The organism is Streptomyces sp. NPDC048270, from assembly GCF_040652335.1.
Lineage (GTDB): Bacteria > Actinomycetota > Actinomycetes > Streptomycetales > Streptomycetaceae > Streptomyces.
Window position 1 is genome coordinate 169,270 of record NZ_JBEZLV010000001.1, and the last position, 13,550, is coordinate 182,819.

Consider the following 13,550-nt stretch of genomic DNA (forward strand, 5'->3'; position numbering starts at 1 on the left):
GTCGGGTCAGCCCTTCCCGTAGCCGTTGAACTCGTTGGTGTAGAGGTCGGACGGCTTGAACTGCCCCTGCTTGATCTCGCCGCGCTCGCCGAGCCAGTCGAGCCAGAGCTGGAACTCCGCGTCGGGTATCCGGCCGCCCGTCTCGGCGATCCCGAAGGAGCGCCAGTACTGCAGGGCGGTGGTGTCCTCGTTGCGGCCGCGCTTCTTGACGATCTCGGTCATCCGGGCGACGGCCTCCTCGCGCGGGGTGGTGCGGGACCACTCGATGGCCTTGGCCACGCCCGTCACGAAGGTCCGTACGGTGTCCGGGTTCTGCTTGATGAAGCGCTCGGTCATGATGTAGGTGCCCGCGCTGAACGGGCCGAGCAGTTCCACGTCGGTGAACAGCGGGCGGATGCCGCCGGAGGCCACGGCCTTGTCGCGCAGGATGCCGGTGAGCACCCCCACCTCGATCTGCCGGGCGCGCAGCGCCTGTTCGGTGTTGACCGGCGGGATGACCAGGGCCTCCACCTTGGCCGCGTCCGCCTTGGAGAGGCCGTTGCGGCTGAGGTAGGTGTCGAGCAGCGCCTGGTAGTGGGCGCCTAGGGTGTTCATGCCGACCTTCTTTCCGATCAGGTCGCGGGCGGACCGGATCGGGCTGTCCTCCAGGACGAAGTAGCCGGCGTAGGAGTGCTGGTCGGATCCGTAGGAGGAGATGACGGCCTTGATCGGGGCGTTTCCGGCGGCGAGTTTGATGACCGCGCCGTTGAAGGCGCTGCCGAAGTGGGTCTGGCCGGTCGCGGCGGACTGGATGTCCTGCGGCCCGCTGATGGTGTTGCCGACCCATTCGAGCTTGACGTCGTCCAAGTAGCCGAGGTCCAGTGCGAGTTCGGGGAGGGTGACCGCGCCGACCGCTCCCTGGTACTTCAGGGTCTTGATCTGCTTGCCGGATCCGCCGCCGTTGGCGGTGGCCGTACCGCAGCTCACCGCGGCCGCCGAGATGCCGAGCAGGGTGAGGAACTGGCGCCGGGAGGTGGTGGTCGAGGTGAGGGCTGCGGGCATGGCGGGTCCTTGTCGGTGCGGAGGTTGTGGGGCGGCCGGGGGGTTACGGGGTGGCCGCGAGCGCGGTCGGGTGCGCGGCGGCGTGCGGAGCGGCGCCGCGCAGGGCGGCCGCGAACTCGTCGACGGCCTGGAAGAGGTCCAGTTCGGCCTCGGGGCGCAGCCGGTCGGGGCCGGAGCCGCGCTCGACGGAGGAGTCGAGGACGAACCGCCCGGCCGTGACGTGCCGGGCGCCGAGGGCGGAGAGCACGGGGCGCAGGGCGTAGTCGATGGCCAGGACGTGGGCGAGGCTGCCGCCGGTGACGAGCGGGAACACGGTCTTGCCGGCGAGGCCGTCCTGTGGGAGCAGGTCGAGGAAGGCCTTGAGCAGTCCGGTGTACGAGGCCTTGTAGACGGGGGTCGCGATGACGATGCCGTCGGCTTCGGCGACGGCCTCCAGGCCCCGGCGGATCTCGGGCTCGCCGCGGCGGGCGGCCAGCAGGTCGGCGGCGGGCAGTTCGCGTACGGACAGGTGCCCGGTGGTGAAGCCGGCGTGGGCCAGGCGGCGCAGTACGTGTTCGGCGACGACGGCCGTGCGGGAGTGGGCGGAGGGACTGCCGGTGATGGCGAGCAGCTGGGGCACGGGGGCTCCTTGGGTGTCGTACGGGGAGCGGACGGTCAGGCGGTGGGGGCGGCGGCCGGGGCCGCGGCTCCGGCGGCCGCAGGGGCTCCTGCGGATCCGGCCGCGGAGGCTCCCGAGGGGATGCCGAAGGCCGGGTCCGGGACGCTCGCAGGGCTGAGCAGGCGGGAGGGCTCGCCGTCGGGGCCGACCGGGACGTCGCCGTCGACGGTGACGCGGCGCAGGGTCCGCTCGTGGTCGTCGGAGTCGTCCACGCCGTAGTGCTGGGTGGCGCGGTTGTCCCAGATCGCGACGTCGCCCGGCTGCCACTGCCAGCGCACCGTGTTCTCGGGGCTTTCGATGTGGGCCTGGAAGAGGTCCTGGAGCACACGGGAGTCGCGGCCGGTGAGGCCCTTGATGCGCTGGACGAAGTTGCCGAGCAGCAGGGTGCGTTCGCCGGTCTCGGGGTGGACGCGGACCACCGGGTGCTCGGTGAGGAACTTCGTGGAGGTGAAGACCTCGCGGTACTGGGCCAGCGCCTCGGGCAGCGCGTCGGGCCGCAGGGCGGCGTAGTCGTACTCGTTGGAGTGGACGGCGCGCAGGCCGTCGGCGAGGGCGCGCAGCGGCTCCGGGAGGTGGGCGTAGGCGGTGGCGGTGTTGGCCCACAGGGTGTTGCCGCCGTACGGGGGGATGGTCACGGCGCGCAGGATGGAGAAGGCCGGGTAGGCGGGGACGAAGGTGACGTCGGTGTGCCACTGGTTGGCGCGGGCGCCGTGGTGGGAGTCGATGCCGAGGGCGTAACGGCCGTCCGCGGACGGCACGGTGGGGTGTGCGACGGGGGCGCCGAGCAGCTGGGCGAAGGCCTCGTGGCCGGCTTCGTCGAGGTGGTCCTGGCCGCGGAAGAAGACGACCTTGTGGGCGAGGAGCGCGGCGCGGATCTCGGCGACGGTCTCGGCGGGCAGGTCCCCGCCGAGCCGCACGTTGCCGAGCTCGGCCCCGATGCGGCCGCCGATCTTGGTGACGGTGACGGAGGTGAGGGTGGCAGTGGCCATGAGAACTCCCTGGGCAAGGATGCGGGCGAGTTATTTCCGCAGCGGAAGAAATGGAGGTGCGGGGCGGCCCGGAGGGCAGGGGGCAGCGCAGTACGAGGCGGTGGCGGGACGCGGTGCGGGTGGGGGGACGCGCGGGCCGGGCCCGGGGAACCGGCGGCCGCGGGGGCACCGGACGGACCGGGTGGACCGGACGGGCCGGGTGGACCGGACGGGCCGGGTGGACCGGACGGGCCGGGTGGACCGTTCGGGCCGGGTGGACCGGACGGACCGGGTGGACCGTTCGGGCCGGGTGGACCGGACGGACCGGGTGGACCGGACGGGCCCGCGGGCCGCGGCGGCCCGGAGCGGCCTGGCCGTGGACCCCGGAACGGCCTGGCCGTGGACCCTGGGGCGGCCTGGCCGTGGACCCTGGGGCGACCTGGCCGTGGACCCCGGAGTGGTCGAGCCGTGGACCCTCGAGCGGCCGGGGCTCAGGCGCGGTGCGGGGCCGGACAGCGGCCCGGACACCCGCCGGGCACGGTACAGAGGCCGGAGGTGTGGAGCCGCGGGACGAGAAGTGCGTTCGCGGTCATGGCTCGGAGCCTGACAGCGCCCCCGCCCCCGGTCAACCCCCGCCGAAGGCCCCCGGAAACCTCGCTCCCCGAACCTCCGGACACCCCCGCGCACCCCCTACGACCTGGGCTTTCCCCTCATCCGGGAGCCGTACGCAAACCCGGCCGGGCGGCCGGAAACCGTGGCCGGATTTCATGCCCCCGCAACGAGGCCGCCACGCGTTCGCCGGATGCGGCCGGCGCCGCGCGGGGTGCGGGGGGCCGGCTCCGCACTCCACGCCCGGCCCCGGCCGGGACCAGGCATGATCGGGGCAGACCCCGCCCCGAGGAGACCCCGTGACGCGCATGCCCGGTGACAGTCGTGCGGCGACCAACGCCGCCACCGTGCTGCGGACGGTCCTGGAGCACGGGCCCGTCGCCCGGGGCGGCATCGCCGGCCTGTGCGGGCTGAGCCCCGCCGCCGTCTCCCGGCAGACCACCGCGCTGCTGCGCGGCGGACTGCTGCGCGAGCTCCCCGGCCCCGCCGACGGGGTGGGGCGGCCGCGGATCCCGCTGGACCTGCACACCGGGGCCGTCGGGGGGCCGGTCGCCGCCGGGCTGCACATCGGCGTGCCCTCCTCGACCTTCAGCCTCGTCGACCTCCGGGGCCGGCTGCTGGCCCGGCGGGCCTTCCCCCACGAGGGCCGCCCCCCGGCCGGCCTGTCCGGCGAGATCGCCGTCGGACTGGGCCGGTTCCTGGCCGAGTTCGACTCCGGGCGGCCGCTGTTGGGGGTCGGGGCGGCCCTGGGCGGGTGGATCCGCCCCGACGAGGGGACGGTCGTGCACCACCCGGTGCTGCGGTGGCGGCACAAGCCGCTCGGCGCCGAGCTGTCCGCCGTGCTCGGGCTGCCGGTGCGGGTCGACAACCACGCCCGGGCCGTCGCCCGGGCCGAGATCCTGTTCGGCCGGCCCGAAGCCCGCGGCAGCCTGGTGCACCTGTTCATCGGCAACGTCGTCGACGCCGCCTTCGGGATCGAGGGGACCGTGCACCAGGGCCCGGGATCCGCCGCCGGGGACGTGGCGCACCTGCCGGTGCCCGGGTCGGCGGCCCCCTGCGCGTGCGGACGTACGGGCTGCCTGCAGGCGACCGCGTCCGACACCGCGCTGGGCGCCGAGGCGGTGCGCCGGGGCATCGTGCCGGACCCCTCGGTCCCCCTGCTGGTGGACGCGGCCGCCACCGGCGACCCGCGCGCCGACCGGCTGCTGCGCGAGCGCGCCCGCGCCGTGGGCCGCGCGGCGGCCCTTCTGTTGGATGTCTTCAATCCGGCGCTCATGGTGGTGACCGAGCTGTCGAGCGTCCTCGACGAGGGATATCTCGAGGAGATCCGCACCGCCGCGACGGCCCTCTCGCACGTCTGCGACGACCCGCGGCGGATCGTGATTCCCCACGCGGGCCCGGCCGTGCTCCCGGAAGCGGCCGCAACGGTGCTGCTCAGCCGGGTGTTCCGGGACCCCTGCCGCTCAGATGAGAGGGCGAGATCACACCCGTCGGTATAGTGCCACTTGAGCGTCCTCCCCTACATTCGAGGCCATGACGGTCCTGCCTGACGACGGGCTCTCCCTGGCCGCCGAGTTCCCTGTCGCGACACATGAGCAGTGGCAGCGCCTTGTAGAAGGCGTACTGCGCAAGTCGGGCAAGGAAGCCTCCGGCGAGGCCGCTGAAGAAGCGTTGTCCACCCAGCTCGAGGACGGGCTCACCACCCGCCCGCTGTACACCGCGCCACCCGACGGGTCGGCCGCCGATACCGGTTTCCCCGGATTCGCCCCCTTTGTACGGGGCGGCAGGCCGGAGGGCACCACCGCGAACGGCTGGGACGTGCGCCAGCGCCTCGCGGGCACCGATCCGGCGCGCCTGAACGAGGCGGCGCTCGCCGACCTGGAGAACGGGGTCACCTCCCTCTGGCTGACCACGGGCCGCTCCGGCATCCCGGCCGACGGTCTCGACCGCGCCCTGGAGGGGGTCTACCTCGACCTCGCCCCGGTCGTCCTGGACGCCGGAGCCGACTACGCCGAGGCCGCCCGTACGCTCCTGGCCCTGTACGCCGCGCGCGGCGTCTCCCCCGAGGCCGCGCGGGCCTCCCTCGGCGCCGACCCGCTGGGCCACGAGGCCCGCACCGGTGAGGCCCTCGACCCGGCGGGCGCCGTGGAGCTGGCCCTGGAGGCCGCCGCCGGCTGGCCCGGGGTCCGGGCCCTGACGGTCGACGCCCTGCCCTACCACGAGGCCGGCGGCAGCGCCGCCGAGGAGCTGGCGCTGTCGCTGGCCACCGCAGTCGCGTACCTGCGCGCCCTCACCGAGGCCGGCCTGGACACCGAAGCGGCCCTGGGCCAGCTGGAGTTCCGCTACGCGGCCACCGCCGACCAGTTCCTCACCATCGCCAAGCTGCGCGCCGCGCGCCGCCTGTGGTCCCGCGTCGCCGAGGCCTCGGGGGCCCCGGCGGCCGGCGCCCAGTACCAGCACGCGGTGACCTCGCCCGTGATGATGACGCGCCGTGACCCCTGGGTGAACATGCTGCGCACCACCGTGGCCTGCATGGCCGCGGGCGTCGGCGGCGCGGACGCGGTGACCGTACTCCCCTTCGACCACGAACTGGGCCTGCCCGACGCCTTCGCGCGCCGGATCGCCCGCAACACCTCCACCATCCTGCTGGAGGAGTCCCACCTGGCCCGCGTGATCGACCCGGCCGGCGGCTCGTACTACGTCGAGCGGCTCACGGACGAACTGGCGCACGCCGCCTGGGAGTTCTTCCAGACCCTGGAGAAGGCCGGCGGCCAGGCCGCCGCCCTGCGCTCCGGGCTGGTCGCCGAGCGGCTCGCGACCACCTGGGCCGCCCGCTCGAAGAAGCTGGCCAAGCGCCGCGAACCGATCACCGGAGTCAGCGAGTTCCCGCTGCTGTCGGAGAAGCCGGTGGTGCGCGAGAGCGCGCCGCCCGCGCCCGCCGGCGGCCTGCCGCGCGTGCGGCGCGACGAGGCGTACGAGGCCCTGCGCACCCGCAGCGACGCGCACCTGGCCGCGACCGGCGCCCGGCCGCGGATCTTCCTGGCCGCACTGGGCCCGGCGGCCGCGCACACCGCCCGCGCCACCTTCGCCTCGAACCTCTTCCAGGCGGGCGGCATCGAACCGGTGCACGACCCCGTGTCGGTGGACGCGGCCACGGCCGCCGAGGCCTACGCCGCGAGCGGCGCGGACGGCATGGCGGTGCTCTGCTCCAGCGACGCGCTGTACGAGGAGCACGCCGAGGCGGTGGCCGGCGCGCTGCGCGCGGCGGGCGCCACGACCGTGTTCCTCGCCGGCAGGCCCGGCACCGCAGAGGCTTCCGTGGACGAGTACGTCTTCGCCGGCTGTGACGCCGTCGCCGTGCTGTCCTCCGTACTCGACCGGATGGGAGTGCCGTCTTGAGCATCCCCGATTTCTCCGAGCTGGCGCTCGGCCCCACCGCCGCCGCCGGGATCTCCGAGGACCAGTGGCGCGCCTCGGTGAAGGAGTCCACCGGCACCGCGGCCGCGGACCTGCTGTGGGAGACCCCCGAGGGCATCGGCGTCAAGCCGCTCTACACCGGCCGCGACGTGGAGGGCCTGGACTTCCTCGAGACGTACCCGGGCGTGGCCCCGTACCTGCGCGGCCCGTACCCGACGATGTACGTCAACCAGCCCTGGACGATCCGGCAGTACGCCGGCTTCTCCACGGCCGAGGAGTCGAACGCCTTCTACCGGCGCAATCTGGCCGCCGGCCAGAAGGGCCTGTCGGTGGCCTTCGACCTGCCGACGCACCGCGGCTACGACAGCGACCACCCGCGCGTGACCGGCGACGTCGGCATGGCGGGCGTGGCGATCGACTCGATCTACGACATGCGCCAGCTGTTCGACGGGATCCCGCTGGACAAGATGTCGGTGTCGATGACGATGAACGGCGCGGTGCTGCCCGTCCTCGCCCTCTACATCGTGGCGGCGGAGGAGCAGGGCGTCTCCCCCGACAAGCTCGCCGGGACCATCCAGAACGACATCCTCAAGGAGTTCATGGTCCGCAACACCTACATCTACCCGCCCAAGCCCTCGATGCGGATCATCTCCGACATCTTCTCGTTCACCTCGCAGAAGATGCCGCGCTACAACTCGATCTCCATCTCCGGCTACCACATCCAGGAGGCCGGGGCCACGGCCGACCTGGAGCTCGCGTACACCCTCGCCGACGGCGTGGAGTACCTGCGGGCCGGCCAGGCCGTCGGGCTGAACGTGGACGCGTTCGCGCCGCGCCTGTCCTTCTTCTGGGCGATCGGCATGAACTTCTTCATGGAGGTCGCGAAGCTGCGCGCCGCCCGCCTGCTGTGGGCGCGCCTGGTCAGGCAGTTCGACCCGCAGAACGCCAAGTCGCTTTCGCTGCGCACCCATTCGCAGACCTCGGGGTGGTCGCTGACCGCCCAGGACGTGTTCAACAACGTCACGCGCACGTGCATCGAGGCGATGGCCGCGACCCAGGGCCACACCCAGTCGCTGCACACCAACGCCCTCGACGAGGCGCTCGCGCTGCCGACGGACTTCTCGGCGCGCATCGCCCGCAACACCCAGCTGCTGCTCCAGCAGGAGTCGGGGACCTGCCGGTCGATCGACCCGTGGGGCGGCAGCGCGTACGTCGAGAAGCTGACGTACGACCTGGCGCGGCGGGCCTGGCAGCACATCGAGGAGGTCGAGGCGGCCGGCGGCATGGCACAGGCCATCGACGCGGGCATCCCGAAGCTGCGCGTCGAGGAGGCCGCGGCCCGGACGCAGGCGCGGATCGACTCGGGCCGGCAGCCGGTGATCGGCGTGAACAAGTACCGCGTGGAGAACGACGAGGCGATCGACGTCCTGAAGGTCGACAACTCCTCGGTGCGCTCCCAGCAGATCGCCAAGCTGCGCCGGCTGCGCGAGGAGCGCGACGAGGCGGTCACGCAGGACGCGCTGCGGGCGCTGACGAACGCGGCGGAGCGGGGTTCTGCGGGGCAGGGGCTGGAGGGCAACCTCCTCGCCCTGGCGGTGGACGCGGCGCGCGCCAAGGCCACCGTGGGTGAGATCTCGGACGCACTGGAGAAGGTGTACGGACGGCACGCGAGCCAGATCCGTACGATCTCGGGTGTGTACCGCACCGAAGCAGGCGAGTCCCCGTCCGTGGAGCGCACCCGTGCGCTCGTCGACCGCTTCGAGGAGGCGGAGGGCCGCCGGCCGCGCATCCTGGTCGCCAAGATGGGCCAGGACGGCCACGACCGCGGCCAGAAGGTGATCGCGACCGCCTTCGCCGACCTGGGCTTCGACGTGGACGTCGGCCCGCTGTTCCAGACCCCGGCGGAGGTGGCCCGCCAGGCCGTCGAGGCCGACGTCCACGTCGTGGGCGTCTCCTCCCTCGCGGCCGGCCACCTGACCCTCGTACCGGCGCTGCGCGAGCAGTTGGCGGAGGAGGGCCGCGAGGACATCATGATCGTCGTGGGCGGGGTCATCCCGCCGGCCGACGTGCCGACGCTCCTGGAGATGGGCGCGACGGCGGTGTTCCCGCCGGGAACGGTCATCCCCGACGCGGCCCACGACCTGGTGACGCGGCTGGCCGCGGACCTGGGCCACGAGCTGTAGGCGGCCGCGGGTGCCGAAGATCGACATCGAGGCGTACGCGAAGGGCGTGCTCGACGGGAAGCGCTCGTTCATCGCGCGGGCGATCACCCTCGTCGAGTCCACGCTGCCCGCCCACCGGGCGCTGGCGCAGGCGTTGTTGGCGGAGCTCCTCCCCCATGCGGGGAAGGCGCGCCGGATCGGGATCAGCGGGGTGCCGGGGGTGGGCAAGTCCACCTTCATCGACGCGTTCGGCACGATGCTGACGGGGCTGAGCCACCGGGTCGCGGTCCTGGCGGTGGACCCGTCCTCCAAGCGCACGGGCGGCTCCATCCTGGGCGACAAGACGCGGATGGAGCGGCTCGCCGTGGACCCGGCGGCGTTCGTCCGGCCCTCGCCGTCCGCCGGGACCCTGGGCGGGGTCGCGAAGGCCACCCGCGAGTCGATGATCGTCATGGAGGCGGCGGGCTACGACGTGGTCCTCGTCGAGACGGTGGGCGTCGGCCAGTCCGAGACCACGGTCGCGGGCATGGTCGACTCCTTCCTGCTCCTGTCCCTGGCCCGTACGGGCGACCAGCTGCAGGGCATCAAGAAGGGCGTCCTGGAGCTGGCCGACGTCCTGGCGGTCAACAAGGCGGACGGCCCGCACGAGCGCGACGCGAAGGCCGCGGCCCGCGAACTGTCGGGCGCGCTGCGGCTGATGCACCCGGCGGACGCGGCATGGACCCCGCCGGTGCTGACGTGCAGCGCCCGGGAGTCGGCGGGCCTCGACGAGATCTGGAACCGCCTCGAACAGCACCGCCGGCTGCTGGACGCGAACGGCCGCCTGGCGGCCAAGCGGGCGGCCCAGCAGGTGGAGTGGACCTGGTCGATGGTCCGCGACGAACTCCTGGACCGCCTCCGCGCGAACCCGGCGGTCCGCTCCCTGGCTCCGTCCCTGGAAGCCTCGGTCCGCGCGGGCACGGTGACCCCCACCTCGGCGGCAGACCAACTCCTGGCGGCGTTCGGCGCCTGAGCCGGGCGGACGCATCCAGCCCCGCCGGCGCTTGAGGCGCGGGGTCCGGGGCGGAGCCCAACACGGGGCTGCCGGCAGCCACTTCCAGCCCCGCCGGCGCTTGAGGCGCGGGGCCTTGGGGCGGAGCCCAACACGGGGCTGCCGGCAGCCACTTCCAGCCCCGCCGGCGCTTGAGGCGCGGGGTCCGGGGCGGAGCCCCGGCAGCGGCGCCGCAGACGACGCCGGACCCACAGGCGGCCCACCCCAGCCCCGCCGGCGCTTGAGGCGCGGGGCCTTGGGGCGGAGCCCCGGCAGCCGCCCCGCAGGGCTACGCCCCGACCAGCACCGACCCCGGCGCCCCGAGCACCTCACGCAGAATCCGGACCTGCTCATCAACCTCGCCGGAGGCGAGCAGCGCCGACAGCACGGCGATCCGCGCCTGCCCCGCCCGCAGCGTCCCCGTCGGCACCGCACCGGCCGCCACCAGGTCCACGGCCCCGCCGTGCGTGTAGATCTCGGTGACCGGCCCGGCCATCACCCGCGTGGTCAGCGCGACCAGCACCCCGCGCCCCACAGCGGCCTTCACCGCGTCCACGATCTCCGGCGTCGCATTGCCCGCACCCGTCCCGACCAGGACGACCCCCCGCGCACCGGCCGCCACCGCCGCGTTCAGCAGCACGGCGTCGCCGTCGGCGTGGTGCACCACCACGTCCACGCGCGGCGGCAGCTCCGGCATGGCCGGCAGCGCCAGCGGCGCCGGCCGCTGCGGCGTGCGCAGGATGGCGACCTTGCCGAAGCCGATCTTCCCGAGCAGTTCCTTCGAGGGGTCGGCGAACGCGTCCAGCGCGACCGCCTGCGTCTTCACCGTGCCCCGCGCGGCATGCACCCGCCCCGCGAACGCGATCAGCACGCCCAGCCCGCGCGTCGTGGCGGCGGTGAGCAGTGCGTCGTACAGGTTCTCCGGCCCGTCCCCGTCCGCGGTGCCCATGGGCCGCTGCGATCCGGTGAACACCACGGAGCGCGCGTCGTGGTGGTGCAGGTCGACGAGGAACGCCGACTCCTCCAGCGTGTCCGTGCCGTGGGTGACGACGATGCCGTCGACGCCGGGGTCGGCGAGCACCTCGTGCACCGTACGCAGCAGGGTGAGCTGGTGGGCGGTGGTGAGCCGCGGGCTGTTCACGCTGAACAGGTCCACCACCTCGACGGTGATGCCCTCGGGCAGCGGCGCGGTGGCCATGACCTCGCTGCCGTCGGCGTCCGCCGCGAATCCGGAGCCCTGCCAACGGCTGGCTATCGTTCCGCCGGTGCTGATGACGACGATGCGCCCCATGGCCGCGGCCACCTTTCACTCGCACGTGTGTACTGAAACGGCAATGATAGAGAGATCTACGCGCAATGCGATTGCTTCTTCAACCGCTGCCGTAACATTCACTACGCAATAATTGCGCCATGGACTCCATCGACCGCGATATCTTGCGCGAGCTCCAGGCGGACGGCCGCCTGAGCAACCAGGAACTCGCCCAGCGGGTCGGACTGACCCCCTCCCCCTGCATGCGCCGCGTACGCCAGCTCGAGCAGGACGGGGTGATCCAGGGCTACCGCGCCGTGATCTCCCCGGAGGCGGTCGGCCGCGGCTTCGAGGTGCTCGTCTCGGTGGAGGTCCGCCGCGACCGCGAAGCGGTCGAGGCCTTCGAGGCGGCCCTCCAGGACATCCCGGACGTCATCGAGGCCTACCGCCTCTTCGGCAGCCCGGGCTGCCTGCTGCGCATCGCGGTGGCGGACCTGCGCGCTTACGAACGCCTCTGGATCGAGAAACTGACGGCCCTCTCCGGCGTCACCGAGGTCAACTCCCAGATCATCATGAAGCGCATCAAGGAACCGACGGGCCTCCCGGTAGCCCGCTGACCCGCGATCTCAGGGGGCGCCCCCGCCCATCAGCCGCTCGATGGCCGCGAGGACCTGCCGCAGCGCGCCCGGCCGGGCGGACAGTGCTGCCAGCGAGACCGCCGGCCAGCCGGTGAAGCCCTTCTCCCTCTGCGCCGCGATCTTCTGCCGAAGGCCTTCCACCTCGGGCAGGGCGTCCGCGAAGGCGGACGTCGCCTCGCGTCCCAGGTGGTTGGTGATCGATCCGAAGCTGAAGGCGAGGTCGTCCCGGTCCGGATCCTCGCGCAGTGACAGCGTCCAGACCGGAACCTCCCTTCCCGCGGCCGGGAAGTAGACGGAGAAACTGGGGTATCCGGCCCTGTTCCCCACGGTGCGCCCCGCCGACTCCGCGTGATCGAGCAAGGCGAGGGCTGCCTGCCGCTGCTCGGGGCTCCGGCTCTCCAGCGCCGCATCCATGTCCGCCCTGGTCCACCTCCGGGCCGCCTGACCCGACCCCGACTGCGTCTTGTTCGCCGTGGCCACCTCGCCGTGGACCCTCGGGACGAGCACACGGTGATCACCGCTGCCCCGGTACTGGGTCAGCTCGACGGCATAGACATCGGTCTGCCGCAGCTGCCGGTTCAGGAACTCGACGATGGCCCTGAGCTCCAGAGGGATCCGGTCCGCCACGAAGAGCAGCCGCATCCGTCCGGCCGCGAGCCGCTCCTCGACCGTCACCCAGAACTCCTCCGGCGACTGGCCGCCCAGCAACTCCCGGTAGGCGTCCTCAAGGGGCCGCCCGTCCATCGCGCAGCTCTCCTCGAAGGTCCGCTGGAGCAGCGCGGCCGGCCAGTAGCGCGCGCCGTTGGCCGCGTAGTCGAGCATCTGGCCCACGACTTCCCGCCGTATGCGGGTGTCGGCCGCCCTCTTGACCTCCACCAGGGTCGGCACGCCGTCCGCGTCCACGAACAAGTGGTCCAGCCAGTAGGTGGAGCCGCTCTCGTTCCCGGTGGGGACCCTCATCTCGCGCGCCACGAGAAAGAGCCGAAGGGGCCGGCCGTCGGCGAGCGAGCCGAAGTCCAGGATCCGGGGATGGCGTGCCAGCAGCGCCTGGAACTCGACCTCGGTATCGAAAGCGGCCGGCTCCAGCGCGCTCAGTCCCTCGCCCAGCAGAAACACGGGCTGTTCGGCCATCCCCATCTCCATTCCCCTGAACCTCGATCACCACTGCCGACAGACTTATCAGACGGCGCTGACGGACAAGCAGGTTCGACCGTGATCGCACCCCTGGACTACGAGCAGGAGCCGTCGGGCCCCGCCCCGCGGCCCTGATAGCGTCGATGAAGTGTGCTGATCTGTGACGGGTACCGGTTGACGGGGGAGAAGGACCACCATGGGGTTCGAAGAGGACTGGGGCCGAGCGAGGTCCACCGCGGCGGACCGAACGGCGATGCGGCTGAACTCCGGCCCGCCCCCCGGCCCGTCGCTCCCCGGCACCGGCGACTTCGGCTCCACCCCCGCCGAGAAGAAGGCCGCGGCCAACACCATCGAGAACGACCTGGAGCCGAGCACCAAGAAGGCCGCGGAGCACGCGGACGAGGCTTCGAACGGCGCGGTCAAGGCCTTCGACGGCTGGAGCACGGCGGCCGGGCTGAAGAAGGTGCAGACGACCTGGGACCGGCAGGTGACCGGCCTGATGGGCCGGCTCGCCTCGGAGAAGACCGCGCTGCGCGGGACCTCGAACCTTTTCCTGCGCAACGACATCGCGACGAACGAGGGCTTCGGCATCCTGAAGCCGTCCCCGGACTCGAAACTGCACGGAATCTAGGCGGCGGGCGACA

At 73.1% G+C, this 13,550-nt stretch carries 11 protein-coding genes; 6 read left to right on the top strand and 5 right to left on the bottom strand.

Features of this window, described 5'->3' with window-relative positions:
- Positions 1-6: 6 nt before the first annotated feature.
- From AB0D66_RS00695 to AB0D66_RS00705, 3 genes are read right to left on the bottom strand one after another with little or no spacing between them, the layout of a single operon-like run.
- Positions 7-1,041 (bottom strand): ABC transporter substrate-binding protein, encoded by a 1,035-nt coding sequence (locus AB0D66_RS00695; RefSeq protein WP_362294485.1) that lies wholly within the window; start codon positions 1,039-1,041, stop codon positions 7-9.
- A gap of 43 nt (positions 1,042-1,084) precedes the next feature.
- Complete coding sequence (ssuE, locus tag AB0D66_RS00700) at positions 1,085-1,660, bottom strand: NADPH-dependent FMN reductase (RefSeq protein WP_362294487.1); 576 nt, start codon at positions 1,658-1,660, stop codon at positions 1,085-1,087.
- Positions 1,661-1,695: 35 nt separating this feature from the next.
- Positions 1,696-2,688, bottom strand: coding sequence for a TauD/TfdA family dioxygenase (locus AB0D66_RS00705; protein ID WP_362294490.1), 993 nt, complete (start codon positions 2,686-2,688; stop codon positions 1,696-1,698).
- An 896-nt stretch (positions 2,689-3,584) separates the two neighbouring features.
- On the opposite strand from AB0D66_RS00705, the gene AB0D66_RS00710 reads away from it, so the two are divergent.
- Genes AB0D66_RS00710 through meaB form a run of 4 tightly spaced genes read left to right on the top strand, consistent with a single transcriptional unit; the run spans position 3,585 to position 9,867 of the window.
- Entirely contained in the window at positions 3,585-4,775 is a 1,191-nt protein-coding gene (locus tag AB0D66_RS00710; protein WP_362294938.1) for an ROK family protein, read from the top strand.
- 34 nt (positions 4,776-4,809) lie between these two features.
- Positions 4,810-6,675, top strand: coding sequence for a methylmalonyl-CoA mutase family protein (locus tag AB0D66_RS00715; protein ID WP_362294493.1), 1,866 nt, complete (start codon positions 4,810-4,812; stop codon positions 6,673-6,675).
- Positions 6,672-8,876: a methylmalonyl-CoA mutase gene (scpA, locus tag AB0D66_RS00720; protein WP_362294496.1), complete on the top strand. Its 2,205-nt coding sequence runs from the start codon at positions 6,672-6,674 to the stop codon at positions 8,874-8,876. Before AB0D66_RS00715 ends, scpA begins: the two co-directional genes overlap by 4 nt.
- A 10-nt stretch (positions 8,877-8,886) precedes the next feature.
- The gene (meaB, locus tag AB0D66_RS00725) at positions 8,887-9,867 is read left to right on the top strand and encodes a methylmalonyl Co-A mutase-associated GTPase MeaB (protein WP_362294499.1); all 981 of its coding nucleotides are present in this window, start codon (positions 8,887-8,889) and stop codon (positions 9,865-9,867) included.
- 307 nt (positions 9,868-10,174) lie between these two features.
- Here the strand turns inward: meaB and AB0D66_RS00730 are convergent, their stop codons facing one another.
- Positions 10,175-11,176: an asparaginase gene (locus AB0D66_RS00730; RefSeq protein WP_362294502.1), complete on the bottom strand. Its 1,002-nt coding sequence runs from the start codon at positions 11,174-11,176 to the stop codon at positions 10,175-10,177.
- Between the two features lie 119 nt (positions 11,177-11,295).
- Here AB0D66_RS00730 and AB0D66_RS00735 point away from each other — a divergent pair, with 119 nt between their 5' ends.
- Complete coding sequence (locus tag AB0D66_RS00735) at positions 11,296-11,751, top strand: Lrp/AsnC family transcriptional regulator (protein ID WP_069922347.1); 456 nt, start codon at positions 11,296-11,298, stop codon at positions 11,749-11,751.
- Between the two features lie 9 nt (positions 11,752-11,760).
- Here the strand turns inward: AB0D66_RS00735 and AB0D66_RS00740 are convergent, their stop codons facing one another.
- Positions 11,761-12,903 carry a hypothetical protein gene (locus tag AB0D66_RS00740; protein ID WP_362294506.1) on the bottom strand — a complete coding sequence of 381 codons (1,143 nt, stop codon included), beginning with the start codon at positions 12,901-12,903 and terminating at the stop codon, positions 11,761-11,763.
- Positions 12,904-13,102: 199 nt separating this feature from the next.
- Here AB0D66_RS00740 and AB0D66_RS00745 point away from each other — a divergent pair, with 199 nt between their 5' ends.
- Complete coding sequence (locus AB0D66_RS00745) at positions 13,103-13,537, top strand: hypothetical protein (protein WP_362294509.1); 435 nt, start codon at positions 13,103-13,105, stop codon at positions 13,535-13,537.
- Positions 13,538-13,550 lie beyond the last annotated feature (13 nt).